The sequence below is a fragment of the Streptomyces sp. TOM-9 genome, from assembly GCF_056858595.1.
The window spans coordinates 53,326-74,938 of sequence record NZ_JBXEQB010000001.1 but is presented as its reverse complement, the minus strand read 5'-3'; the positions used below and the strand labels follow the sequence as shown (position 1 = coordinate 74,938).

General features: G+C 65.2%; 18 protein-coding genes and 4 pseudogenes. 11 read left to right on the top strand and 11 right to left on the bottom strand.

All coding sequences use genetic code 11. The annotated features are described in order from the left end of the window. Positions 1 to 5 precede the first annotated feature (5 nt). A pseudogene (locus AC1VWI_RS00330) lies at positions 6 to 584 on the bottom strand (leucine zipper domain-containing protein); the annotation flags it as partial. A gap of 857 nt (positions 585 to 1,441) precedes the next feature. On the opposite strand from AC1VWI_RS00330, the gene AC1VWI_RS00325 reads away from it, so the two are divergent. From AC1VWI_RS00325 to AC1VWI_RS00315, 3 genes are all read left to right on the top strand, one after another. Further along, on the top strand, positions 1,442 to 1,822 hold the full coding sequence (locus AC1VWI_RS00325) for a hypothetical protein (RefSeq protein ID WP_499508824.1): 381 nt from the start codon (positions 1,442 to 1,444) through the stop codon (positions 1,820 to 1,822). A gap of 624 nt (positions 1,823 to 2,446) precedes the next feature. Then, the gene (locus AC1VWI_RS00320; RefSeq protein ID WP_499508823.1) at positions 2,447 to 3,523 is read left to right on the top strand and encodes an NADH:flavin oxidoreductase; all 1,077 of its coding nucleotides are present in this window, start codon (positions 2,447 to 2,449) and stop codon (positions 3,521 to 3,523) included. Positions 3,524 to 3,678: 155 nt separating this feature from the next. After that, on the top strand, positions 3,679 to 4,416 hold the full coding sequence (locus AC1VWI_RS00315; protein WP_499508822.1) for a mycothiol-dependent nitroreductase Rv2466c family protein: 738 nt from the start codon (positions 3,679 to 3,681) through the stop codon (positions 4,414 to 4,416). Positions 4,417 to 4,502: 86 nt separating this feature from the next. On the opposite strand, the pseudogene AC1VWI_RS00310 reads toward AC1VWI_RS00315, so the two are convergent. Next, positions 4,503 to 4,761: pseudogene (locus AC1VWI_RS00310) on the bottom strand (IS5/IS1182 family transposase); the annotation flags it as partial. 259 nt (positions 4,762 to 5,020) lie between these two features. Here AC1VWI_RS00310 and dxs point away from each other — a divergent pair. Then, positions 5,021 to 6,952, top strand: a complete 1,932-nt coding sequence (dxs, locus tag AC1VWI_RS00305) for a 1-deoxy-D-xylulose-5-phosphate synthase (RefSeq protein WP_499508821.1) — start codon at positions 5,021 to 5,023, stop codon at positions 6,950 to 6,952. Positions 6,953 to 7,369: 417 nt separating this feature from the next. On the opposite strand, the gene AC1VWI_RS00300 is transcribed toward dxs, so the two are convergent. After that, positions 7,370 to 7,504: a hypothetical protein gene (locus AC1VWI_RS00300; protein ID WP_499508820.1), complete on the bottom strand. Its 135-nt coding sequence runs from the start codon at positions 7,502 to 7,504 to the stop codon at positions 7,370 to 7,372. A gap of 334 nt (positions 7,505 to 7,838) precedes the next feature. Between AC1VWI_RS00300 and AC1VWI_RS00295 the strand changes: the two genes are divergently transcribed. Both AC1VWI_RS00295 and AC1VWI_RS00290 read left to right on the top strand, forming a co-directional pair. Next, positions 7,839 to 8,537 (top strand): DsbA family oxidoreductase, encoded by a 699-nt coding sequence (locus tag AC1VWI_RS00295; RefSeq protein ID WP_499508819.1) that lies wholly within the window; start codon positions 7,839 to 7,841, stop codon positions 8,535 to 8,537. Between the two features lie 953 nt (positions 8,538 to 9,490). Continuing rightward, positions 9,491 to 9,799, top strand: a pseudogene (locus AC1VWI_RS00290) (transposase); the annotation flags it as partial. Positions 9,800 to 9,946: 147 nt separating this feature from the next. Here the strand turns inward: AC1VWI_RS00290 and AC1VWI_RS00285 are convergent. The 4 genes from AC1VWI_RS00285 to AC1VWI_RS00270 all read right to left on the bottom strand — a co-directional run bounded on the left by AC1VWI_RS00285 (position 9,947) and on the right by AC1VWI_RS00270 (position 12,109). Then, positions 9,947 to 10,324, bottom strand: a complete 378-nt coding sequence (locus AC1VWI_RS00285; protein ID WP_499516687.1) for an ATP-binding protein — start codon at positions 10,322 to 10,324, stop codon at positions 9,947 to 9,949. Positions 10,325 to 11,068: 744 nt separating this feature from the next. Beyond that, positions 11,069 to 11,257, bottom strand: coding sequence for an alpha/beta fold hydrolase (locus AC1VWI_RS00280; protein ID WP_499516686.1), 189 nt, complete (start codon positions 11,255 to 11,257; stop codon positions 11,069 to 11,071). Between the two features lie 27 nt (positions 11,258 to 11,284). Beyond that, positions 11,285 to 11,443, bottom strand: coding sequence for a hypothetical protein (locus AC1VWI_RS00275; protein WP_499508818.1), 159 nt, complete (start codon positions 11,441 to 11,443; stop codon positions 11,285 to 11,287). Positions 11,444 to 11,491: 48 nt separating this feature from the next. After that, complete coding sequence (locus AC1VWI_RS00270; RefSeq protein ID WP_499508817.1) at positions 11,492 to 12,109, bottom strand: CGNR zinc finger domain-containing protein; 618 nt, start codon at positions 12,107 to 12,109, stop codon at positions 11,492 to 11,494. 439 nt (positions 12,110 to 12,548) lie between these two features. Between AC1VWI_RS00270 and AC1VWI_RS00265 the strand changes: the two genes are divergently transcribed. The 3 genes from AC1VWI_RS00265 to AC1VWI_RS00255 all read left to right on the top strand — a co-directional run bounded on the left by AC1VWI_RS00265 (position 12,549) and on the right by AC1VWI_RS00255 (position 15,447). Next, positions 12,549 to 13,388, top strand: coding sequence for a sulfurtransferase (locus tag AC1VWI_RS00265; protein WP_499508816.1), 840 nt, complete (start codon positions 12,549 to 12,551; stop codon positions 13,386 to 13,388). A gap of 249 nt (positions 13,389 to 13,637) precedes the next feature. Beyond that, positions 13,638 to 14,432, top strand: coding sequence for an alpha/beta fold hydrolase (locus AC1VWI_RS00260; RefSeq protein WP_499508815.1), 795 nt, complete (start codon positions 13,638 to 13,640; stop codon positions 14,430 to 14,432). Positions 14,433 to 14,988: 556 nt separating this feature from the next. Further along, entirely contained in the window at positions 14,989 to 15,447 is a 459-nt protein-coding gene (locus tag AC1VWI_RS00255; protein WP_499508814.1) for an acyl-CoA thioesterase, read from the top strand. Positions 15,448 to 15,604: 157 nt separating this feature from the next. Here the strand turns inward: AC1VWI_RS00255 and AC1VWI_RS00250 are convergent, their stop codons facing one another. The 4 genes and pseudogenes from AC1VWI_RS00250 to AC1VWI_RS00235 all read right to left on the bottom strand — a co-directional run bounded on the left by AC1VWI_RS00250 (position 15,605) and on the right by AC1VWI_RS00235 (position 19,802). Next, positions 15,605 to 15,748: a hypothetical protein gene (locus AC1VWI_RS00250; protein WP_499508813.1), complete on the bottom strand. Its 144-nt coding sequence runs from the start codon at positions 15,746 to 15,748 to the stop codon at positions 15,605 to 15,607. A gap of 484 nt (positions 15,749 to 16,232) precedes the next feature. Continuing rightward, positions 16,233 to 17,391, bottom strand: a pseudogene (locus AC1VWI_RS00245) (IS256 family transposase); the annotation flags it as partial. A gap of 220 nt (positions 17,392 to 17,611) precedes the next feature. After that, entirely contained in the window at positions 17,612 to 19,339 is a 1,728-nt protein-coding gene (locus AC1VWI_RS00240) for a PKD domain-containing protein (protein WP_499508812.1), read from the bottom strand. A gap of 106 nt (positions 19,340 to 19,445) precedes the next feature. Beyond that, positions 19,446 to 19,802, bottom strand: coding sequence for a hypothetical protein (locus AC1VWI_RS00235; RefSeq protein WP_499508811.1), 357 nt, complete (start codon positions 19,800 to 19,802; stop codon positions 19,446 to 19,448). Between the two features lie 217 nt (positions 19,803 to 20,019). Between AC1VWI_RS00235 and AC1VWI_RS00230 the strand changes: the two genes are divergently transcribed. Both AC1VWI_RS00230 and AC1VWI_RS00225 read left to right on the top strand, forming a co-directional pair. After that, positions 20,020 to 20,469 carry a hypothetical protein gene (locus AC1VWI_RS00230; protein ID WP_499508810.1) on the top strand — a complete coding sequence of 150 codons (450 nt, stop codon included), beginning with the start codon at positions 20,020 to 20,022 and terminating at the stop codon, positions 20,467 to 20,469. Further along, complete coding sequence (locus AC1VWI_RS00225) at positions 20,466 to 21,500, top strand: magnesium transporter MgtE N-terminal domain-containing protein (protein WP_499508809.1); 1,035 nt, start codon at positions 20,466 to 20,468, stop codon at positions 21,498 to 21,500. The genes AC1VWI_RS00230 and AC1VWI_RS00225 overlap by 4 nt, the downstream gene beginning before the upstream one ends. Positions 21,501 to 21,613: the final 113 nt, after the last annotated feature.

The following is a 21,613-nucleotide window of genomic DNA, read 5'->3' as shown; positions in this document are numbered from 1 at the left end:
GCGGCCTTCTCGTCTGCGTGGATCTCGCTGTAGGCGAGGCGGCTGTGGTCGTCGATGGCGGAGTGGACGTAGTCGAAGCCCATACTGTGGCGCCGGCCCCGGCCGGCCTGGCGGCCGAGGACCTTGTGGCCGCCGCCGTCGGGGATCCGGCCGAGCTTCTTCACGTCGACGTGGATCAGTTCGCCGGGCCGGTCGCGTTCGTAGCGGCGGATGACCTGGCCGGTGGGCCGGTCCAGGTGAGCCAGCCGGTTCAGGCCGTGGCGGCTGAGGATCCGGTGCACGGTGGAGGCGGCCAAGCCCAGGATCGGGCCCAGACGCGCAGGGCCAAGTTCGCGGGCCTGGCGAAGTCGGCAGACCCGGGCCTCCACGGCCGCAGGGGTTCGATGCGGTGTCGGGCGGGGGCGACTGGAGCGATCGGCAAGGCCTGCCTCTCCCTCGACTCGCCAGCGCCGGACCCGTTTGTGCGCTGTCGCGCGGGAGATGCCCATTTCGCCGGCCACATGCGCGACAGAGCGACCCGCGCAGACACGCTCGACCAGCAGCCGCCTGCCATGAACAGTCAGCCGGGCATGACGGTGGGACACGAAGACCTCCGTGTGGTGCAGTCCTAGACAGCTCCACCACACCGGAGGTCTTCGCCTTGATCAAGCCCACCGGAGGCGCTCGCGATCAATAACCCCTATTGCCTGTTGGAAAAGTGGCGGGTGATGCTTCAGTGGCTGCTGATGCGGCCTGCCACTACGTTCCGAAGCCGCGACCGACAGCATGTATGTGGGCCATGCAAGCCCCGGGACCGGGATCACGGCATCACCGACATCTCAGGGCAAGATCCACACAAGTGCCTCGCCTCGCTCGTCCGCCGCATCGGGCGCTTCACAGCTGCCGTCCGTGATTCCCACTGGCAGTGATCAACGAGGCGTTCTTTGGTGATCGGGACCAGGGGTCGGTGCAGCTGGCCGTGACCGGGGCGTGATCGCCATATCTGCGATGGCCCTATGCCTGCCGCTCCACCTGGGGCTCGGGCCCCCAGGGCTCGACGCCGGTGCTCATGGGCAGTAGCGGTGCGATGCAGATGTCGCCCGCCACACACACGTAACCCTTCGCCGGCTCAACCGGCTCCTCGGCTCGCCGACGGCCGGCGAGGCTCGCTCCGTGGCGTGGTCGTGGATCCACATAGAGCTGCCGCCTCGTGAAGGCTGCGCCAACAGCACGTCGACGCGCCCCACTTCGGCCGATCCGCCGCGTTGCTGCACCGCGCGTACTGGCGTGTCAGTCGGTTGGGGAGTGCGCCCTCGATGTGGGCGCCCTGGACGTCACGCCAGCAGATCCGGTCTGCCGGAGGCCGTGAGCGAAGGGTGCGGTGAGCGTCACTTTGCAAAATTACCGAACGTCCGGTAAAAATGAATCCGTTCACCTCACCCGACCTTGAGGAGCATCTTTCATGAGCAGCAAGACCGCAGTCGTGGTTCTGTCCGACCCGTCGACCGGCACCGACGAAGCGCTGGGCCGGGTGTTCGACGCCCTCGCCACGGCGTGGGAGTTCGCGCAGGACGGCGAGGCCCTGGTGCTGTTCCAGGGGACGGGCACCCGCTGGCCTGCCGTGCTGGCGGACTCGGCCCACCCCGCGCACGAGCTCTACACGGCGGTGAAGAAGCAGGTCGCCACGGTGGCCTCCTCCGGCTGCACCACCGTCTTCGGCGCGAACAAGGGCATCGAGGCCGAGGGGATCAAGCAGATCGGCCAGAACCAGGCGCCCGGCACCCCCGGGGTCGCGAGCATCCGCGAGCTGGTGCAGGACGGCTACCAGATCCTGACCTTCTGACGCCCTGGCCCGCCTCGTCGACCGACTCGCCTTTCATCCAGGAGAGCTCAAAGCGAAGGAGGGCGGGCATCCGAGCGGGCGGAGAGGATCCGCCCGCTCGGCCAGGACGCCATCCCGCGTGGAGCGTGCATGTTCCGCAGGACTGGTGCCGGCGGACCCAATGGCCGAGGTCCTGCGAGTCGAGACGAAAGCCGGCACTCCGGCCATCGACCCAGTGGCGCCTAAGGGGCTGCGGATCAACGGCCGATGGCGGTCGAACGGCGAAGGCGCCGAAGTGGACGTGCATCGCACACTCGGCAACCGATCCAGGCTCGGGTCATCCAGAACGAGCCGCGGGGGACCGCCCCCGTAACGGCGCGATGCGCGGCACTTGACCCCACGGGTGCCGGTCCTTGTGCCGAACGCCGACACCTCTTCAGCACGACGGCCGTGGCAGCCTGCGGTTTCCCTTGATCTGCCAACGGCGGGCAACGGCGGACGCCTTCAACGTTCCGGTTGGCCGGGCCGCCGTGCTGAAGCCGGTCGCCTCGCTTTCGGACCCCGACTGACCACCGCAGCACTCGGAGCTGTCGGCGTGGACGAACAGACCCGGCACAAGGCCGACACTTCATCAGGAGATTTCCCATGTCAGTTACGGATTTGTTTAAACCGCTTACTCTTTCGCATGGCCCAGAAATGCGGAATCGTTTCATTCTGGCGCCGCTCACCAATCAGCAAAGTGAGCGCGACGGCTCTGCGTCCACATTTGACCAGGATTGGATCGGGCAACTGGCGCAGGGTGATTACGCCTTGATTCAAACCTGTGCTGCCACCGTCGAAGCCGGCGCCATAGCATTCGATCGCCAGTTGGGCATTCATAGCGATGCCCACCTTCCCGGCCTGACCGAGATGGCTGCCTTGATCCGGGAAGGAGGGGGCCTGTCTGCGGTGCAGTTGCACCACGCCGGCCACCGCGCTCGACCGGAACTGGGGGGAATTCCAGCCCCCGCTTCCAGCTCCACGGTCCCGGGAGTCAAGGCGCTGACAATCGAACAGGTGGAGCGAATCCGCGACAGTTTCATCATGGCTGCAAAGAGGGCGGAACAGGCAGGGTTCGATGGCGTTTCGGTGCACGGTGCCTTCGGGTGGATTCTGTCGGAGTTCATGTCCCCCTTGCTGAACGACCGCACAGACAAGTACGGCGGTAGCACCGAGAACCGGGCCCGTCTCACCATAGAGGTGATCGAAGGAATTCGCCGGGCATGTGGCCCTGATTTCCAGATCGGTTGGCGCTTGTCGGTCGAGCGCTACGGGCTGCTCCTGGAGGAACTTCGTGAAATCACAGCCGAGATTCTTGATCGAGAACTGATCGACTACCTCGACCTGGCCCTGTGGGACACTGCCCAGATCGTTCAAGAAGGAGCGTTTCAGGGGCAGACCATGCTCAGTGTCTTCACAGACCTTCCCCGCAAGGGCGTACGTGTTGGGGCGGCGGGCAAGATCATGAGCGCCCAGCGCGCCGGGCAACTGCTCGAAGAGGGGTGCGACTTTGTCGTGATCGGCCGGGCAGGAATTCTCCAGCGAGACTTCCCTCGGCAAGTACAGGAAAACCCCCTGTATGAGAGCCCGAAGCTTCCGGTGACGGCGCAGTACCTGCGCTCGGGCGGATTGAGCGAGCGCTTTATCAACTACCTGCAGGGATGGCAGACCCTCGTCTACTGAACCGACGTGTGAATAAACTCATCTGCCGACCTATTCACGGTCCTTGACCAAGGAGCCGTCGTCACGCGGCCAGTGATGAGCGCGGCAGGATACCGATGAATTCACACCGTTCCAGCAGTTGTCACATCGAAGGCCAGTCGACCAGGATCGTGGACATGAGCATGAAGCCGGCAAAGAACGCTGACATCAACTTCTATTTCGACCCCATCTGTCCGTTCGCGTGGATGACGAGCAAGTGGATCCGGATCGTCCAGGCGCAGCGCGACTACACCGTCGACTGGCGGTTCATCTCACTGCGCCTGATCAACTCGCACATCGACTACGACACCCACTTCCCCGAGGAGTACCACGCCCAGCACACCGCGGGCCTGCGACTGCTGCGGGTGGCGTCTGCGGCGCGGGAGAAGCACGGCCGCGAGGCGATCGGTCCTCTCTACGCGGCCTTCGGCGCGCGCATTATGGAGATCGGACCCGACGAGGGCCGGCCCCCCGGCTGGCAAGGCACCCCCGACCTCGCCGCCGAGGCCCTCGCCGAGGCCAACCTGCCGACCTCGCTCGTTGACGCACTCGACGACACGACCCGCGACGTCGAGATCCAAGCCGAGTCCGACGAGGCGCTGTCGCTGACAGGCAGGGACGTCGGCACGCCGATCGTGCACTTCGAGCCGCCCGAGGGCGTCGCCTTCTTCGGACCGGTGATCAGCCGATTGCCTGACGAAGAACAGGCGGGAGTGCTGTGGGATCACGTCATCGGCCTCGCCCGGTTCCCCGGCTTCGCCGAGCTCAAGCGCAGCCTGCGCGAGCGTCCGCAGCTGCCGTCGTTCGGCGTCACAGCACAGGAGACCGGCAAGACCGAAGACTGGCACGCAGGAAGCCGCAGGCTCAAGAAGTAGCTCAGCCGGGGCGCACCTTCGTCGGCTAAAGGGTGTTGCACAAGGCTCTGTTCGGGCAGGCCGGAGCGGGTGAGCAGCGTCGTGTGTCACGAGGCGAGGGCGAGGTTGTGCATGTGGCGACAGCCTGGACGGCGTGATGGAGGCCGTCGCCGCGCTGCCGACAGTAGCGCAGGATCTTGTCTCCATCCGGCCGATGACGTGTTCCACACGCGCACGGACCTTGCGGTGGGCGGCGTTGTCGTCCACCGCACCCGGGGGCAGAGCCCTCCCAGGACGTTCGCGGTGCGGCACAGCCATCTCGCAGTTGAGATAGGCGCCATCGCCGAGCACCGTCACACCATCGCAGTGCCCGCGACCTCGACCGGGGTTTCCGCCACCCCTGACCGCCGGTACGTTCCGAACCCGGCCATCAGCGGACGGCTGGGGGCTCAGGGCAGCACCTCCGGGCCGTACGAGCCGCAACTGCCCCCCGCCTGACGGGCGGCACTCCGAGGGCCGACGTTCAACGGCAGATGGCGGACGCCCCCCAGACCGCCCTCACTCCGCGAAAGCGGAATATTTGACTCGACAAGCCCGGCAACAGCTCTACTGCAAGGAGGCACGGGTGCCGCTGCTGACCCGCATCACGGGACCGCGCGATCTGGACCGGCTCAGCCTGGAGCAGCTGGACCAGCTGGCCGGCGAGATCAGGACCTTCCTCGTGGACGCGGTCTCCAAGACCGGCGGCCACCTCGGCCCCAACCTCGGTGTCGTGGAGCTGACCCTCGCTCTGCACCGCGTCTTCGAGTCGCCGAAGGACAGGGTGCTGTGGGACACCGGCCACCAGTCCTACGTCCACAAGCTCCTCACCGGCCGTCAGGACTTCTCGCGGCTGAGGATGAAGGGCGGACTGTCCGGCTATCCCTCGCAGGCCGAGTCCGAGCATGACGTGATCGGGAACTCGCATGCCTCAGCGGTCCTCGGGTGGGCCGACGGTCTGGCGAAGGCGAACGAGGTTCTTGGCCGGGACGACCACGTGGTGGCCGTCATCGGTGACGGCGCCCTGACCGGGGGTATGGCCTGGGAGGCGCTGAGCAACATCGCGGACGCCAAGGACCGCCCGCTAGTGATCGTCGTCAATGACAACGAGTGGTCGTACGCCCGGACCATCGGCGGCCTTGCGGACCATCTGGCGACCCTGCGGACCACCGACGGCTACGAGCGCTTCCTGGCCCGCGGCAAGGACCTCCTGGGGCGTACTCCGGTCGTTGGCAAGCCGCTCTACGAGACGCTGCACGGCGCGAAGAAGGGCCTGAAGGACTTCATCACCCCGCAGGGCATGTTCGAGGACCTCGGCCTGAAGTACGTCGGTCCGATCGACGGCCACGACATCGAGGCTCTGGAGTCCTCGCTTGCCCGCGCCAAGCGGTTCGGGGGCCCGGTCATCGTGCACTGCCTCACCGAGAAGGGCCGCGGTTACCAGCCCGCCCTCCAGGACGAGGTGGACCGCTTCCACGGCATCGGTCCCATCCACCCGGACACCGGTCTGCCCGTCAAGGCGTCCGGTGCCGACTGGACGTCCGTCTTCGGTGATGAGATGGTCGCGCTCGGCAAGGAGCGCGAGGACATCGTGGCGATCACTGCCGCGATGCTTCAGTCGGTCGGTCTGAGGAAGTTCGCGGACGCCTTCCCGAACCGGATCTACGACGTCGGGATCGCCGAGCAGCACGGCGCCGTGTCCGCGGCAGGTCTCGCGACCGGCGGACTCCACCCGGTCTTCGCTGTCTACGCGACGTTCCTCAACCGGGCCTTCGACCAGGTCCTGATGGATGTGGCCCTGCACAAGTGCGGTGTCACCTTCGTGCTGGACCGTGCGGGTGTCACCGGGACCGACGGCGCCTCGCACAACGGCATGTGGGACATGTCGATCCTCCAGGTCGTGCCCACCCTCCGGCTCGCCGCACCGCGCGACGCCGACCAGGTCCGCGCCCAGATGCGCGAGGCCGTCGAGGTGACGGACGCGCCCACCGTGGTCCGCTTCTCCAAGGGCGCGGTCGGCCCGGCCGTCCCCGCCGTGGGCCGGATCGGCGGCATGGACGTCCTGCGGGCGCCCGGCACCGACGCACCGGACGTGCTCCTGGTCTCCATCGGCGCGCTCGCCCCGATGTGCCTGGAGATCGCCACGCTCCTCGACCAGCAGGGCATCTCCACCACCGTCATCGACCCGCGCTGGGTCAAGCCGGTCGACGAGGCCATGGCCCCGCTCGCCGAGCAGCACCGTGTGGTCGTCACCGTCGAGGACAACTCGCGCGTCGGTGGTGTCGGTTGGACGATCGCCCAGGCGCTGCGCGACGCGGGCGTCGACATGCCGCTGCGCGACTTCGGCATCCCGCCACGGTTCCTCGATCACGCCTCCCGCGCCGAGGTCATGGCGGACATCGGGCTGACCGCGCCGGACATCGCCCGGCAGGTCACCGGCCTCGTCGCCAAGCTCGACGGCCGCTACGAGCGGAATACCCCGCAAGCCGTGGACGCGGTGGAGCCGGCGCGCGGCTGACGCGCAGACAGCAGTTGCAGGCGAGGAACGTCGGCGAAGTGGGTTTCGCCGATGCGTGCCGCCACCAGCTGGGCGCCGAGAATAGTCGTGCACTCCTCGGCTCGGATGTCCACTTCGGACAGTGCACTGCGGGCGTCGGAGGTGGTGTTCGTGCCGGCGCACGCCGTCGGCCAGGAAGCGTTCCACGTGTAGCGCGCCGGGGATCCGGGAGCTGAGGGATCGAGCGAGGGGGTTGTCCTGTCCAACGGGCTGCATGACGAATACCTGGACCAGGGCACCGTGGCCATCGATGCCACGGTCCGTCCAGCAGCGACGCGTCGATGTGCTCGGGACCGGGCCTGCACCGGGCCTGCACCTTCGGCAGCTCCCACAACGCCTCCACCAGCGGCGTACCGGCCCGCGTCGCACCCCACGGGATCACCTCGCCAGCAGCGAGGTGAACGGCCGCACCGTCGCGTACCGCTCCAGCAGCTGCTTGCGCCAGGCACTATCCGCGTCCCCATCCGTGCCCTCGTGCAGCAGCTCGCCGAGTTCCACGATCGCCTTGGCCAACTCCCTCGAGAGTGAGGGGCTCGAAGAGGTCTCAAACGGTCACGGACAATCTCCGTTTCAGTAGCGGTCAGCCGACGGATGGGGGCTGCCGTCTCGTCGCTCGTCGTCGGATCAGCGCCGCATGACCTACCTTTACACCTTCACATCAATGTGAAGGCAAGTCGCTGAGACTCTCGACGAACACCCCCCGAAGGCCGGCTCGCGGGCCGGCTTGCATTCACACCGGTGTCAAGGTTGCAGTATCTTCTCGGCCCCGCAATCGCGGTGCGCTGAGACGTGGCAGGTCGTCGAGCTTCGGCTTCGGCATGCCAGAGAAGGAAGAAGAAGTGACCACATGACCACTGATCAGAACGTCGACTCGACGTCCGCATCGTCAGCAGGTATCGATTCGATCAGAGTTGACGTATGGTCGGACATCGCTTGCCCCTGGTGTTACATCGGTAAGCGAAAGTTTGAAAGCGCCATAGCCGAAACCGGAATTCCGGTGGAGATCGAGTACCACGCGTTTGAACTCGCGCCGGATCTGCCCGAGGAGTTCGAGGGAAGCGAACAGGACTACCTAGAGATCCGCGGATACTCGGCCGATCAGGTTCAGCCCCTGCTTGCCACGCTCGTTGGCGCGGCGAAGTCCGTTGGACTGGACTTCGATTACGACATCATTCGGCACACGAACATGCTGAAAGGGCATCAGCTGATCCAGTGGGCCAAGACGGAGGGGCGCCAGCTTGACATGGTCGAGCGGATTCTCGCCGCCCATTTTGAGGAGGGGCGTCACGTCGGCCGAGTCGAAGATCTCGCCGACCTCGCCGCCGAAATCGGACTCGACCGCGAGAAGGCGCTCAGTGCACTCAAGGAGGGCCGGTATGTCGAAGACGTGCAGGCTGACGAAGCCCGGGCTCGACAGCTCGGGATCCGGGGTGTTCCGTACTACGTGTTCGAGAATGCCTATGGAGTCTCAGGTGCACAAGATCCGGCGACGTTTGCCGACATTCTGCGCCAGCTTGCCGAGAAGAAGCGGGAGGCCGCTCAGTGACCGAGGACCGCTCAGTGACCGAGGAAGAGTCCAGCCCGATCGTCCAGCTGGCGGTGCCGGCGGCCGCTACGTGCATCGACGGCGTGTGCACAATGCCCGATGCCTCTGATCATTCGGAGGATGAGCCGGGGTGCTGATAGCTGCCGTCCGTGGATTTCCCACGGGCGGCAGCCCCCTGTCTCGACAGTGTCGCGAAGCGCTCAGTAGCCGAAGCGCTCGACGCTCACGTTCTCGCCGACCAGCCACCCCATGACGGATTTACTCATGCTGCGACCGGTGCCGACTTCGAATCGTCGTCGTGACCTATTTCCCGCCGCCAGCACGTCAGTGCTCTGAATCCTTCGGATGTGCACCCGAATTCCGAGACGCGGGAGATGGCGCATGTGCTTTCGGATTTCTGCATCGCTTTCCCCAGTCACGAACTCCCTCCAGCCGGCTCAGGATGTCGACCGCCGGTGGCAGATCATCGATTCTGATGCTCTAGAGGAGCGTCAGCGGGCGCCCGGTCAACGCGGCCGCTGGTCCTCGGATCGGGAAAGGTGTAATGCTGACGCCCGCAGCGACATTGATGATGTATTCGACGTCCTGGGCTGACGCATCTCTGGACTCATAGAGGCCATCGTCTCCGCCAAATCCGAGGAAAGCAGCTCTCAAGACTTCACCCCGATTTCAAACTCGATGTCGAGCAACGAACTCGGATGCTCAGCATCTTAAACGCCCGTCACGGATCTTTCCGGCGGAGCGCTCGAAATCGCGAACGACCTGATGAAGCCGTAATTAAGACCAGTGTCCTGCATGGTCAGTTTAAAGGGTCGTTTTCATCCAATTTACACTGGCACAACCGCCTCACTGGGGCGTTGGCGCCTTTGGAGTGCTGGATTGGCGAGGGCATCCTTTGGGATGAGACGGAACTTGCGGGTGCGAGCTGCAGGGACAGGGGCATGGACATCGGCCGGCCGCCCGAGCATGACCTGCGCCGCCTCATGGACGCCATCCTCTACGTCGACTGCACCGGCATTGCCTGGCGTTACCTGCCTCACGACTTCCCGCCATGGGAAACGGTCTACGGCTACTTCGCCGCCTGGCGAAAGGAGGGCGTTTTCGACCAACTCAACGGCCTGCGGCGCCTGCTCCGGGAGGCCGAAGGCCGCGATGGCGAGCCAACCGCCTGCGTGCTGAACGCGCAGAGCATGAAGACGTCCACGAACGTGCCCGCCGCCGGTCAGGGCATCGATGCCGGCAAGGAAATCGCAGGTCGCAAGCTTTGAGAGCGCCCAGCCGTTCTGGTCTGTCGCGCTGACCTTGCCAACGGCGGTGAGCCAGGAGGCTGGAGAGTCAGGGACCAGGATCACGGCTGGCTGCAGGGAGATGCGCGGCGAGGGAGGCGATGCGCCTTAGGGCCTGGTGATCTATGCGTAGATTTCACACCAGACTCGTTTACCGGTTCCGTGCGTCTCGATGCCCCATGACTTAGCGAGGGCTTCGACCAGTATCAGACCGCGTCCGGAGGTGGCGTCCGAGTCGGCATCCTGGCGGGCAGGCATGGACGGAAGTGCGTCATGGACTTCCACCCTCACCCCACATTTCAGTGGTATCACCGCCAGAGATGCAGGCCCCCTTGCATGCTGAAGAGCGTTGGTGACCAGCTCAGACACGAGCAACGTCACATCGTCGCTAATCGGGGTCAGGCCCCAATGCAACGCATGCTGAGCAACTGCCCTGCGCGCAGCGCACAGGGCAGCGAGGTCGTGCGGTTGGATCTGGAGGACCAGGCGGGAGTGGCGCATGCGGGTCCAGATCATCCAAAGCTTCCATCCGCGGCGCGTGTCGGAGCGTGAACGATCAGGATCGCTTGAGATCGCGTGCTGTGCTGTCAAGGGCATTGTTCGACCCTCCGCTCGTTGTAACCCAGATACTCAACCAGTAAACCCCATTTAGACGGTTGTAGGCAAGGGGTCCCGAGAAGCGACAGTTGTTGTCCGGCGGGCAACCGGGTTACGCGGCAGGCCGAGCGCGGCAAGCTGAACATCACGTCTCGGAACCGCAGCTGAGCTGCGTCTGTCCGGTCCCGTAGTGATGGCGGCACCTTGATCATGGGGGTGTGGACGATGCGGGAGGCTTTTGGCGTCCTCGGCGAACGAGTCCAGGGGAGAGCCGATCGTTCTGGTGAAGCCGGTTGGGTCCTGGAGAGCCACTGCCGGGGAACCGCGGCACCTGGCTCGCGGGGTTCCCGGAGTGCAGGTCGTCGACGCAATAGGGCGGGACGAGGCTTCCCTGTTCCCCTCGGACGAACAGCACGTGCCCACCGGGCCCCCGCAGCTCCTGCCATTGATCAAGGTCTACGGATCCGTGGAAGATTCGGTGCAGGTGTGCCGGATCCAGCGCGGGGAGCGCGCTTGTGCGTTCACGCCCATCTGATCGAGCAACACTTCCGCCCCGGTGGACACCGCCGGGGCGGAGCAGGAGGTCGTAGAGGGCGAGTCTGGCGCTGCGCTCCGCGAAGCGGAGGGCGCGGAAGGTGTTCACGATCGTCAGCGACTGGACACGCCGTGGCTGACGCGCTGCGAACGCCAGGCTACGCGTGCTCCCATGGACAGCCCCACGACTGCTGGGCGCTCGATGCCGTAATGGTCCAAAGCGGCGCCAATGGCTGCCGGATAGGAACTGAACGGCACGGCGGTGCCACTGGACAGTCCATGTCCGGGCAGGTCAAGGGCGATGACGTGGCGGCTGGCGGAGAAATAGCGTCATTGATGGAGCCGGTTGCCGCTCCTGCCTCCGAGGCCATGCAGGAACAGCAGCGGCGTCGGCTGCGCAGTATGCACGTCCGGCGTCTCCCCGGTCAACGATGGCCGTGGGCTTTCGTCGGTGTAGTGGAGGCGGTGTCCGTTCCATTCGAAGATCATGGTGAAACCTGGGCCGCCCCGGGGGGAGCGCGGTGGCGCATCGTGCTCTTATGCGCCTTCGGATGGGCCGCCGGCCGCAGTGGCCCTTTCCCGTCTGGGGGTGCTCTGGTGGCGTTCATAATGCCGGCGGGTCTTGGCACGGTTGCCGCAGGCCGTCATGGAGCACCACCGGCGGCCTCCGTTCTTGGTCGTGTCGTAGAAGCGCAGGGGGCACTCGGGGTTGGCGCACTTGCGGATGCGGTCGGGTCCCTCCTCGAGCAGGTGCAGGTAGAGGTCGGCCGTGCGCCACGCCGCGACCCAGCCGGGAGTGTCGGTCTCCACGAGCGTTTCCGGACCTGCCGTCCCCAGTAGGCGCCGAATGCGGCCGTGACCGAGTGTGTCGTTGAGCATCTCCCGAGACCGCTCCAGGTCGGGTCCGTCACTTGCCACGATCGAGCTCAGTGCGGTCCGGGTGGCCAGGAGGGCACCGAGGGTTTCCTGCGTGTCCGGCGCGATGTCGGCAAGGCCGGCGGACGAGAGCCAGATCGCGAGACCACCAGGGCGTTCCAGCAGGTCGTGGGCACCGCTGTCGTCGATCCAGCGTGTGTTCAGCAGGTCCAGCGGAAGAGGCTCCCCGAGGAGAGGGCGGGGATCCGCATCCGCGGTGGGGGCTGGATCAGTGTGCATGCGGTGCGCCCCTTCGGGTCGAGGTCCATGCCAGCATAACCTGCTAAGAGAATTTTAGCGGTTGCCAAAACTTAGGTCAACCGGTAACGTGCCCTTTGTAGGTTAGGTTGGGTACTTTGCTCGGGCCCACCGGCCATGTCCTTCCACTCCTTGGAGGAACCTCATGGCCACCTCCTTTCACCCTGCCACCCTCAAGACAGGCCACGTCGGCCTCAGCGTCACTGACCTCCCGCGTCGTTGTCCTCGTCGCCCAAGCTCTCCAGCGACGTGACTGACAGTCGGGGCTCCTCTAGCGCAACCTCGTAGTAGATCTCTGAGGCGCCCGAACGCCGCCCTCACATCAAATATTTGCCTTCAGGGCAACGAACTTGCCGGGTAGGTGATGCGCTATCTATATCTGAATCAGAGCAGCAGTAAGACGATTCCCATGGAGAAAAGTATGAGCCGAGCCCGCACACTGGTCGACGCCGAATGGGTCCACAAGCACCTTGATGACCCTCGCGTCGTTCTCATCGAAGTTGATGAGGATACGGCCGCTTACGACACCAACCACATCCGCGGGGCGCTGAGGATCGACTGGCGTTTGGACCTGCAGGATCCTGTTCGCCGAGACTTCGTGGACCAGGACGCCTTCGAGAAGCTCCTGTCTCGTAAGGGCGTAGAGTGCGACGACACGGTGGTGCTCTACGGCGGGAACAACAACTGGTTCGCGGCATTCGCATACTGGTATTTCAAGGTGTACGGACACCAGGACGTACGACTGCTCGACGGCGGCCGCAAGAAATGGGAACTCGACGGCCGAGAGTTGGTACAGGAAGTGGCTTCCCGCCGGCCCACCACGTACAAGGCATCAGCTCCGGACTCGTCCCTGCGTGCGCTGCGGGATGACGTCCTGGAGGCCATCGGTTCAATCAATCTCGTGGACGTGCGCTCACCCGAAGAGTTCTCGGGCAAACTCAGTGCCCCTGCCCACCTGATCCAGGAGGCAGCCCTGCAGCGAGGGCACATCCCTACCGCAGTGAATGTGCCATGGTCCAAAGCCGCCAACGAAGATGGCACCTTCCGCTCCGATAACGAGCTCGCGGCGCTGTACGGAAGTCTCGATTCCGGACGGGAGACCATCGTCTACTGCCGCATCGGGGAAAGAAGCGCACACACGTGGTTCGTGCTCAGCGAAGTCCTCGGATACGAGAACGTGCGCAACTACGACGGATCGTGGGCCGAATACGGTTCCCTCGTGGGGGTTCCCATCACCCTGCCGATCGCAGACGAAACCTGATCCACTCTGTCCTTCCCCACCTCGCTCGGTGAACTACACAACCAACAGATGGGGATCCGGGCATGACGCTCGGCCTGGCCGAGCAGACCGAGGTCAGGGTGTATGCGGACTTCGTGACCGGCGCACCGGCGCCAGTGCGGGAGTCGCTGGGCATCGGCATGCTGCGCGTCGGCTCGGCGCTGGCGATTCGCGAGGACCCGAGCCGCTTCTTAGGAAGCGGACTTACGGACCGGCTGGAAGGTACGAGGGATGGAACTGAGTTGGTGCGGGGAGACCCTGCACTACACCGACGAGGGTGCCGCCGACGACGCGATCTTGTTCCTCCACGGTCTTGGTGGCAATGCGAACAATTGGCTGCATCAGCGCCGAGCCTTCGCACAGCATCATCGCGTGATCACCCTGGACTTCCCCGGCCACGGGCGATCCACGGGAACGAGAGTCCCATTCGGGCAGTACACGAACGCCGCCCAGGCAGTACTCGATCACCTCCGAGTGAACGAAGTGTCGGTTGTGGGGTTGGCGATGGGCGCCAGAGTGGGGATCACGCTCGCGGCACGATCGCCGCGCCGTGTCAGGCGTCTGACGATCGTGAACGGGTACTTGGAGCTTCCGCCGCGCGAGCACGAACAACGCGTCGAGCTCTATGATCTGCTCCTGCGTCCGGGTGGTGCTCGCGAATGGGCGGAGCTGCTGCTCGAAGGCATGGGAGTCTCCGGACACGCCGGCATAGCGAGAGGTTTTCTGACGTCAGCAGATCGCATCGATCCTGCGCACGTGAATGCCGTCTTCCATCAGGTTGACCGGGTCGATCAGGTGGAGGAGTTCCGCGGGCTGATCATTCCTGTGCAGCTGATCGTGGGAGAGCGAGATCATCTTGTCCCCTCATCGTCCACCGAGCAGTTGATCGCGCTCGCCGTGGGGGCGACGATCAGTCGCTTCCCCGACAGTGGACATCTTCCCTATCTGGAGGAACCGGCGAAATTCAATAGTGTGCTCGAGGACTTCATGCACTGTCAGGCAGCATCAGCAGATGGCTCGACCTGAGACACGACGCTCAGGTAGTAGAGCATGGATATTCTGCGTCAGAACGGTGACGTGTTCCCGCAGCCAGTCTCGTTCTGCTGCGATCCGGCGAACGAAATCATACTGAGAGCGCGCGGCGGCAGCCAAGCATGGGAGAACCTCTCGGATGATCTCAGTGGTCAGCCCGGCTCCCAGCAGACCGGGAATCTGCGCGACCCTCTCTACAGCCGCCTCTTCGTGGTATCGGTAGCCGTTCTCTTCCACGACGCGGGGCGAGAAGACAGACCCGCTCTTCGTAGTAGCGCAAGAGGCGGGCGGACACGCCGACCCGCTCCGAAAGCTACTTGATTCTCATCATCGCACCTGCCGCTTGACATCACGTAGGTGTGAATGTTCCACCATTAGTTCAGCCTCAACAGCGCGCAGCGCTCCCCGATCAGGGAGACACCCTGGCCAACCCCGTCAATGTGACGCAACCCTGCCGACGGACGAGGCTCAGTAGCCCGGCAGAGGCATAGCCGGTGCCCGGCGGGTACGGCGACCGCAGAAGAGTAAACAGCACGAAAAGGACTTTGCAATGATTGACGCGACTGCATCATCTCTCGTATTCGATTCGGTCGACTACGGCGTCTTGATTCCACTGGATGTCTACTTCGACGATCTTGACCCATACGGGATGCTGCACAACGGTCGTTACACCGTGATGGCCGAACGTGCTTTTAACACGTACGCGTATAGCCTGGGCTTCGGCGGATCCGAAGTGGCCGTGCCGACCTATTACGTGGTGAAGGCGGTCGCCATCGAGTTCGACCTCCCTTTGATTGGCAACGGGGAAATCGCCGTCCACCTCTGGACCGAGCGGATAGGCCGCACCTCGGCAACGACCGGCTTCCGCGTGCGTAGCCGTGATGGCAGCAGCACGTATGCACATGGGACGCGGACCATCGTGAATGTAAGCGGGGAGACGATGCGCCCCACCGAGTGGTCTGAGGACCATCGAGCGGGGTTCGATCGAATCCAGGGCCCTGACGCCTGAGATCCTGCATTGAAGCCCCTCGGACCGGTGGGCTCGCCCGACTTCACGGGCCTCCACGTGTCTAGCGTGCCGCGTCAAACAACGTTTGGCCCGTTGGTGAGTTGACTCGCCGCCCGGGTGCTGTTCCGGGCGGCGTGCGGCTTTCCTGGGTTCCGGCTCACGTCGTCAGCAGCAGTACGCCCACGTACGAGACTGCCGCGATGAGCACCCACGAGGCCAGGCCGACCGCGGCCACCCGGCCACCGGTCCGCGCGAGAGCGGGAAGGAGCCCCGGGTGCAGCGGCAGGCATGGGGCGTCCATCGCAGATATGGCGATAGGCCCACCAGGACAGCAGCAGTTGTTTGTTGCACCTGCCCGGCGGTGTTGGGTTCCAGCTGCGGTGGCTAACTGGCCGCGGGGACGGTGTCTTGTGCGGGCTCCTCGGCTCGCCGACGGCCGGCGAGCGCGCTTCGTCGGTGCCGGTCGACGGGTCGGACAGAACCACGACTGCGGTCTTGCTGCTCATGAAAGATGCTCCTCAAGGCCTCGTCTTCGAGTCCGCCTTCGACGACCCCCGCATTGCGCCCGTGCTGAATCGGCTCACCCCCACTGAGAGAGCTGTGACGATGGCGTGGGCCCACCCCTCCATCGGCGGTTGGACCGAGGCGGTGCGATACGCAGGGGCCCCCGAGCCAGAAGCCTTCGGCGAGCGGGTCCGCCGCAAGTTGAAGCGACTCGGCGACCAGTACGGTCACGTCCGCTGGAGTGGTGTATCGACGGCCACTCGGTGATCTCTTCTTTGAGGCTATGCGGTGAGTTCGGTGGGCAGGGCGGTGTCGTCGGTCTGTGACTCGATCGGGTGGGGGCGGGCTTTGGCGAGGAGGTCGCGGCCCATGTAGCGGCGGGCCTTGGTCCATTCGTCGTTCTGTTCGGCCAGGACGGCGCCGGCCAGGCGGATCACGGTGGTGCGGTCGGGGAAGATGCCGACCACGTCGGTGCGGCGGCGGATCTCTTTGTTCAGTCGTTCCTGCGGGTTGTTGGACCAGATCTGCCGCCAGATCTGGCGGGGGAAGGCGGTGAAGGCCGGCAGGTCGTGGTGGCCGGCATCCAGGTGTTCGGCGGCCTTGGGAAATTTCGTTTCCAGGGTCTGCAGGACGTGCCGCATCTGGGCCTGGACGGCGTCTGCGTCGGGCTGTTCGAAGACGGTCCGTAGCAGCGTGGCCACCCATGGCTGGGCTGATTTCGGGACCTGGTAGAGCAGGTTGCGGGCGTAGTGGGTGCGGCAGCGCTGACACGAAGCCCCAGGCAGGACGGCTCCTGGCGTCGACGAGCCCGGCGTGGGCGTCGGAGACGCCGAGCTGGATGCCGGTCAGGCCGCGGGCGATGAGGGAGCGCAGGAAGGTCAGCCAGCCGGCGCGGTCTTCGGTGGTGGCGACGTCCAGGCCGAGGTTTTCGCGGTGTTTGTCGGTGTTGACGCCGACCGGGATCAGCGCGTGGACGTTGATGAGGCGGCCGTCTTCGCGGACCTTGTGGGTCGTCAGTGCGTCGACCCGGACGAAGGCATGCGGTCTGGCGTCCAGGGGTCGGTTGTGGAAGGCGGTGACTTGTTCGTCCAGGTGCTTGGCCATTGCGCTGACCTGGGACTTGCTCAGCTGGGTGACGCCGAGGGACTCGGCGGGTTTCTCGACGCGGCGGGTGGACACCCCGAGGAGGTAGGCGGTGGCGACCACCGAGATCAGGGCCTGTTCGGCCCTGCGGCGGCGTTCGAGGAGCCAGTGGGGGAAGTAGCTGCCGCTGAGGAGTTTGGGGATGGCCAGCTCGACGGTGCCGGCCCTGGTGTCCCACTCTCGGGGGCGGTATCCGTTGCGGTGGTTGACGTGTTCGTCGCTGACCTGCCCGTATTCGGCGTTGCAGAGGGCATCGGCCTCGGCGGACATGAGCGCGTCGGCGAACGTCTTGACCATCGCGCCGCTGCCGGGACGGCGCCGAGAAGGGTCTCTGGGCCCCCTTGTGGCCCCCGGACGCGGCCCAGGCCGCCGGCCGTGCCCGCGATGCCCGTGCGCCGCGCCCGTGCCCGCGGGGCGGCACGGAAAAGCGCCGGTGGGCGGGGCCGTGATCACGGCCCTGCCCACCGGCGGCTTTGATTGGTTCAGCTCAGTCCGGCTCAGTCCAGCTCGGTTCGGGTCAGTTTTGGTCGGTGACCTCGAAGTGCAGCCGGACATGGGTCGCCGAATCGGCGCCGGCCAGTGTGACAGCGGTCGGACCTGGCTTGGCCGTCCCTGGAACGCTGATGGTTGCGCCGTGGATCACACCGTCGGCGTTCGCGTGCACGGTGATGATGGCGAGGCCGTCACCGAAGCCGATCCTCACGGCCTCGTTCGGCGCGAATCCGCTGGCGTTGACGACGATCGCCGTGGCGCGCGGCCCCGACGTCGTCGACAACAGCACGTCGGGTCGGTACGTCCGCGCCTGCGGTTCATCGGTCACCCGGACGGTGGCCGTCGCCGGAGTCCGCGAGGACGTGCCGGCCGCGGTGATGGCGTACCGGCCGGGCTGCGCGTCGTCGGACGCCGCCACGGACGCGTGGACCGCACCCGTCGCGGAGGCCTCGACCGTCACGCTGCGCGCCGGGCTGGTGCCCAGCTTGACGGTCACGCGCTCGCCGGCGGCGAACCCGCTGCCGTTGACGGTGATCGCGTCACCGGCCTCGACGGTGGTGGATGCCGACGCCGAGATCGACGGCTGCAGCGCCGCCTTCCCCACGGTCACGGTGAACGTCTCGGTCCTGCTGGACAGCGTGTCCCACGTGGTGACGTGCACGGTGTACGTGCCCTGCTGCGCGTACGTGTGCTCTGCGCTGATCGCACCGGAGGCGTCGACCGTGGCGTCGGACGGAACCGTGCCGTCACCCCACTGGACGCGGGCCTGGTAGCCCGTCGGGCCGGGAACGCCGCCGGTCACCGAACCGAGGTCCGCCGCGAGGGCCTTCCCCGGGGTGGCCGTCCGGTCCTTGGGAGTGGTGGTCACCAGCGCGGGCGCCGGCGTGCCGTCGTGGGCGACGGCGAACACGTGGATCCGGCCGGCGGAACCGGCGTCGCCGGTCTGCTTGGGCAGGGTCACCGACACCAGCGTCTTGCCCGCCGGGATCTGGAACGGCGTGGTGGCGAACAGGAACGGCTGGGCGCCGTCCCGGCTCGTGCCGAGCAGCCGGTAGGCGGACTTGGCGACGACGATGTTGCCGAAGGACGGCGTGCCGCCTGCGTTGCCGCCCAGCGTCCAGTCGCTCATCTGGATCGGGACGGTGGCGGTGCTGCCGTCGCTGAACGTCGCCGTGCCGGTGGTGTTCTGGTTGCCCTGCGTGCCGGCGCCGATGAACGAGATGCTCTTCGCGTCGGACGGCAGGTTGAGCACGAGCGTGCTGCCGTTGCCCGTCGCGTTGTCCGGCTGGCCCGCCGGGGTCTGCGGCAGCGTGAAGTGCAGCGCCGTGCCGAGCACGTCGTGCTGCTGGCCCTGGGTCACGCCGGCCGCCGTGAGAGCGGCACGCGAGTACGCCCAGGACTTGCTGTCGCAGTTCGCGGCGAGCGCGCCCTCGTCCCCGATGCAGAGGGTGTCGAAGGCGGCGGTGAGGCTGGAGCTCGGCGCGTACGCCACGTCGGCCCCGACCGTGCCCGAGCCCTGGACGGTGCCGTCGGTCACCGTGACGTTCGCCTGGTAGTAACCGGGCTTGGCGTAGGTGTGCGTACCGCTGACGCCGTACACGCCCCGCGAGCTCAGAGCCGTGGTGCCCGTGGTGACCGGCGAGCCGTCACCCCAGTCGACCGTGGCCTGGTAGCCGCTCGCGGTGCCCCCGGTGACGGTGGCCAGGGATGCCGAGACCGCGACGCCGGACGTCGCGTGCAGCCCGCTGCTCACGCCGGCGACCGTGAGGTCGCCGCCACCGAGCTGGACGTCGCCGCCCGTGACGGTCTGCCAGAGAGTGTCAGTTGAGCTTTGTCATCTGAGTGTCAGTGGCGCAGCCTCAGTGACCTGGTGGTTGCCACTGACGGGTGGTGCTCACCTGTTGCTGACGTGAGTGACGAAAGGCCAGGTCATTCTCACGCCGACTGCTATAGCTGGTGCACAGTTTGCACTGGTCAGAGCCATGATGGCCCCGTCCGGTTGGCGGCGTGGTTGGACGGCATTCGACCCGTCCCACCGAGCGGGCGAAGCGCTCGTCGCACACCGCCACCGATTTCCGGCGGGCCTCGCACCCAAACCTGTAGCAGACCCATTTGTTACGGAACGCGTAGTCGTGGAGCGGGAGGACGCACCCGACCGGGACGGAGATGGTGTCGTTCTCCGCTTCCTTGAACTGGTCGATGCCCTGCTTCTGCATGAGGTTTGGATGATGCGTTCCTGCTCCAACATGCCCACCGCAGTTGCGGCAAACTTCTGAGGCTTGACTATCCGGTTCTGAACGGTGGCCAAGGGTGCTACCTCCGATGCGAGGGGCGCGGATGTGACGCACCGGGAGAGATGACGTACTTCTGCCAGACGTGGCGAGTAGCCGCGCGCTAGGCTTCGCGAGCAGCAGACGTCGATAGGGGGATGGCATGTTGACCGAGGCGTTGGCGGCCCTGGCAGCGGCGAGTGGCACAGCGGTGGCCCAGGCCGCTGGCAGCGACGCATGGGCGACCTTCAGACAGGCCGTAGCACGACTGATCGGCCGCGGTAACGAGCAGCGTGAGCAAGCTGAACTTGAGCGCCTTGATCGGACTGCAACTGCCTTGGAGGAAGCCGCGTCCAGTGGCGCGCTGACGGCTACGCGAAGTCGCCAAGAAGCCTCTTGGCAGTCCCGCTTCGAAACACTGCTGGAGAATCTCGACGAACGCGAAAGTCAACAGCTCGCTGACGGACTGCGCGATCTACTGACGGCTCACTCGGCTACCAGCCACGAGGAAGGCCAAGTTTGGAACGGTGCTGTGGAAATGAGGGCGCGAGCCTCTGGGCGGGGCCGCGTGTACCAGGTAGGCCAGGGCACCATGAACGTCAATGAGTCATGAACGACGAACCGAATCGAGTTCTACCGGTGGACGCGGTGCACATGCGCGCGTCAGCTGACGGGGATGCACATGTTTACCAGGTAGGAATCGGCGATATCTATATCAATCGCGAGAGTAAATCCCATGCGCTGCTTCTAGCAGCCATGACTGTCGGGGAAGCTGCACGCGCCCTTGGCGGTATGGACAGAGGTGAGGCACTGGTTGCGCTCGCGGAAATGCAGGCTGGAATCGCTGCAGCTCGACTGAATCTCATTGAGCCGGATCTCGCTGCCGACTTGCTAGCTCGAATGGATGAGCGATTGGCGGGCGACCGTGTGGCCCGCATGTCGACGGGGAAAGCCGTTCGCATTCTCCGGAGCATGCCGCGGGAATCGGCGCGAAGCATCTTGGCGGCGCTGCCTGTCAAAACCGCTAGAAAAGTTCTCCTGGGTGGTGGCGAGACGCTTGCCACCATGTGTGATATCGCTCCATCGAAGGTCGTCACCTCATTTTTGAATGAGCTTACTCCGTGGCAAATTCTGGTACATGTGAACAGTATGGCTTGCGGCGCGGGAGAAGTGGTTGCCGAACTCTCGGATGAGACGGCAGTCTTTGTGATTGATTCGCTTCTCGCGGATAAGGCTGTGCGAATCATTTCGACGCTGCCCGATGATCGAATCGCTAACATGTACGGCGGAAATCTACCGAAGCCTCAGATCTTGGAGGCGTTGCCGCCACATTTGGCGGCGACGTTGCTCGCTGGGGCGAAAGATTATGATGCTGCCCGTGCCCTCTTGCAGCTTTCGGAAGAATGTGAACGCCGCGCAATTAGGGAAATGCCCGTAATTCGCGCTGCGGGAATCATGGCGTCAATGTTGCAGGACTTTCCTCTTACAATGGAATCCCTAGCCGGGGAGGTCGCGGAAAGGCATGTCGCCAAGCTACTTGCTGAAATCTCGGACTCCCAGGTAGGCATTCTGTTCTCCAAGCTGCCGCCCGACCGCGCTGAAGCCGTGATGCTCGAACGCCGTCTGATGACAGGGCTTTTTTAAGTGTCAGTGGCGCACCGGTGACCTGGCGGTTGGCATTGACGGGTGGTGCTCATCTGCTGCTGACTTGATTGACGAAAAGCCGTGTCATTTTCGCAGACCGCTATAGCGGTGCG

Coding starts and splice junctions, on each gene's coding strand:
- AC1VWI_RS00325 (WP_499508824.1), top strand. CDS start 1,442: ATGAGCAGCAAGACCGCAGTCGTGGTTCTGTCCGACCCGTCGACCGGC.
- AC1VWI_RS00320 (WP_499508823.1), top strand. CDS start 2,447: ATGTCAGTTACGGATTTGTTTAAACCGCTTACTCTTTCGCATGGCCCA.
- AC1VWI_RS00315 (WP_499508822.1), top strand. CDS start 3,679: ATGAGCATGAAGCCGGCAAAGAACGCTGACATCAACTTCTATTTCGAC.
- AC1VWI_RS00295 (WP_499508819.1), top strand. CDS start 7,839: ATGACCACTGATCAGAACGTCGACTCGACGTCCGCATCGTCAGCAGGT.
- AC1VWI_RS00285 (WP_499516687.1), bottom strand. CDS start 10,324: ATGCGCCACTCCCGCCTGGTCCTCCAGATCCAACCGCACGACCTCGCT.
- AC1VWI_RS00275 (WP_499508818.1), bottom strand. CDS start 11,443: ATGATCTTCGAATGGAACGGACACCGCCTCCACTACACCGACGAAAGC.
- AC1VWI_RS00270 (WP_499508817.1), bottom strand. CDS start 12,109: ATGCACACTGATCCAGCCCCCACCGCGGATGCGGATCCCCGCCCTCTC.
- AC1VWI_RS00265 (WP_499508816.1), top strand. CDS start 12,549: ATGAGCCGAGCCCGCACACTGGTCGACGCCGAATGGGTCCACAAGCAC.
- AC1VWI_RS00260 (WP_499508815.1), top strand. CDS start 13,638: ATGGAACTGAGTTGGTGCGGGGAGACCCTGCACTACACCGACGAGGGT.
- AC1VWI_RS00255 (WP_499508814.1), top strand. CDS start 14,989: ATGATTGACGCGACTGCATCATCTCTCGTATTCGATTCGGTCGACTAC.
- AC1VWI_RS00250 (WP_499508813.1), bottom strand. CDS start 15,748: ATGGACGCCCCATGCCTGCCGCTGCACCCGGGGCTCCTTCCCGCTCTC.
- AC1VWI_RS00235 (WP_499508811.1), bottom strand. CDS start 19,802: ATGCAGAAGCAGGGCATCGACCAGTTCAAGGAAGCGGAGAACGACACC.
- AC1VWI_RS00230 (WP_499508810.1), top strand. CDS start 20,020: ATGTTGACCGAGGCGTTGGCGGCCCTGGCAGCGGCGAGTGGCACAGCG.
- AC1VWI_RS00225 (WP_499508809.1), top strand. CDS start 20,466: ATGAACGACGAACCGAATCGAGTTCTACCGGTGGACGCGGTGCACATG.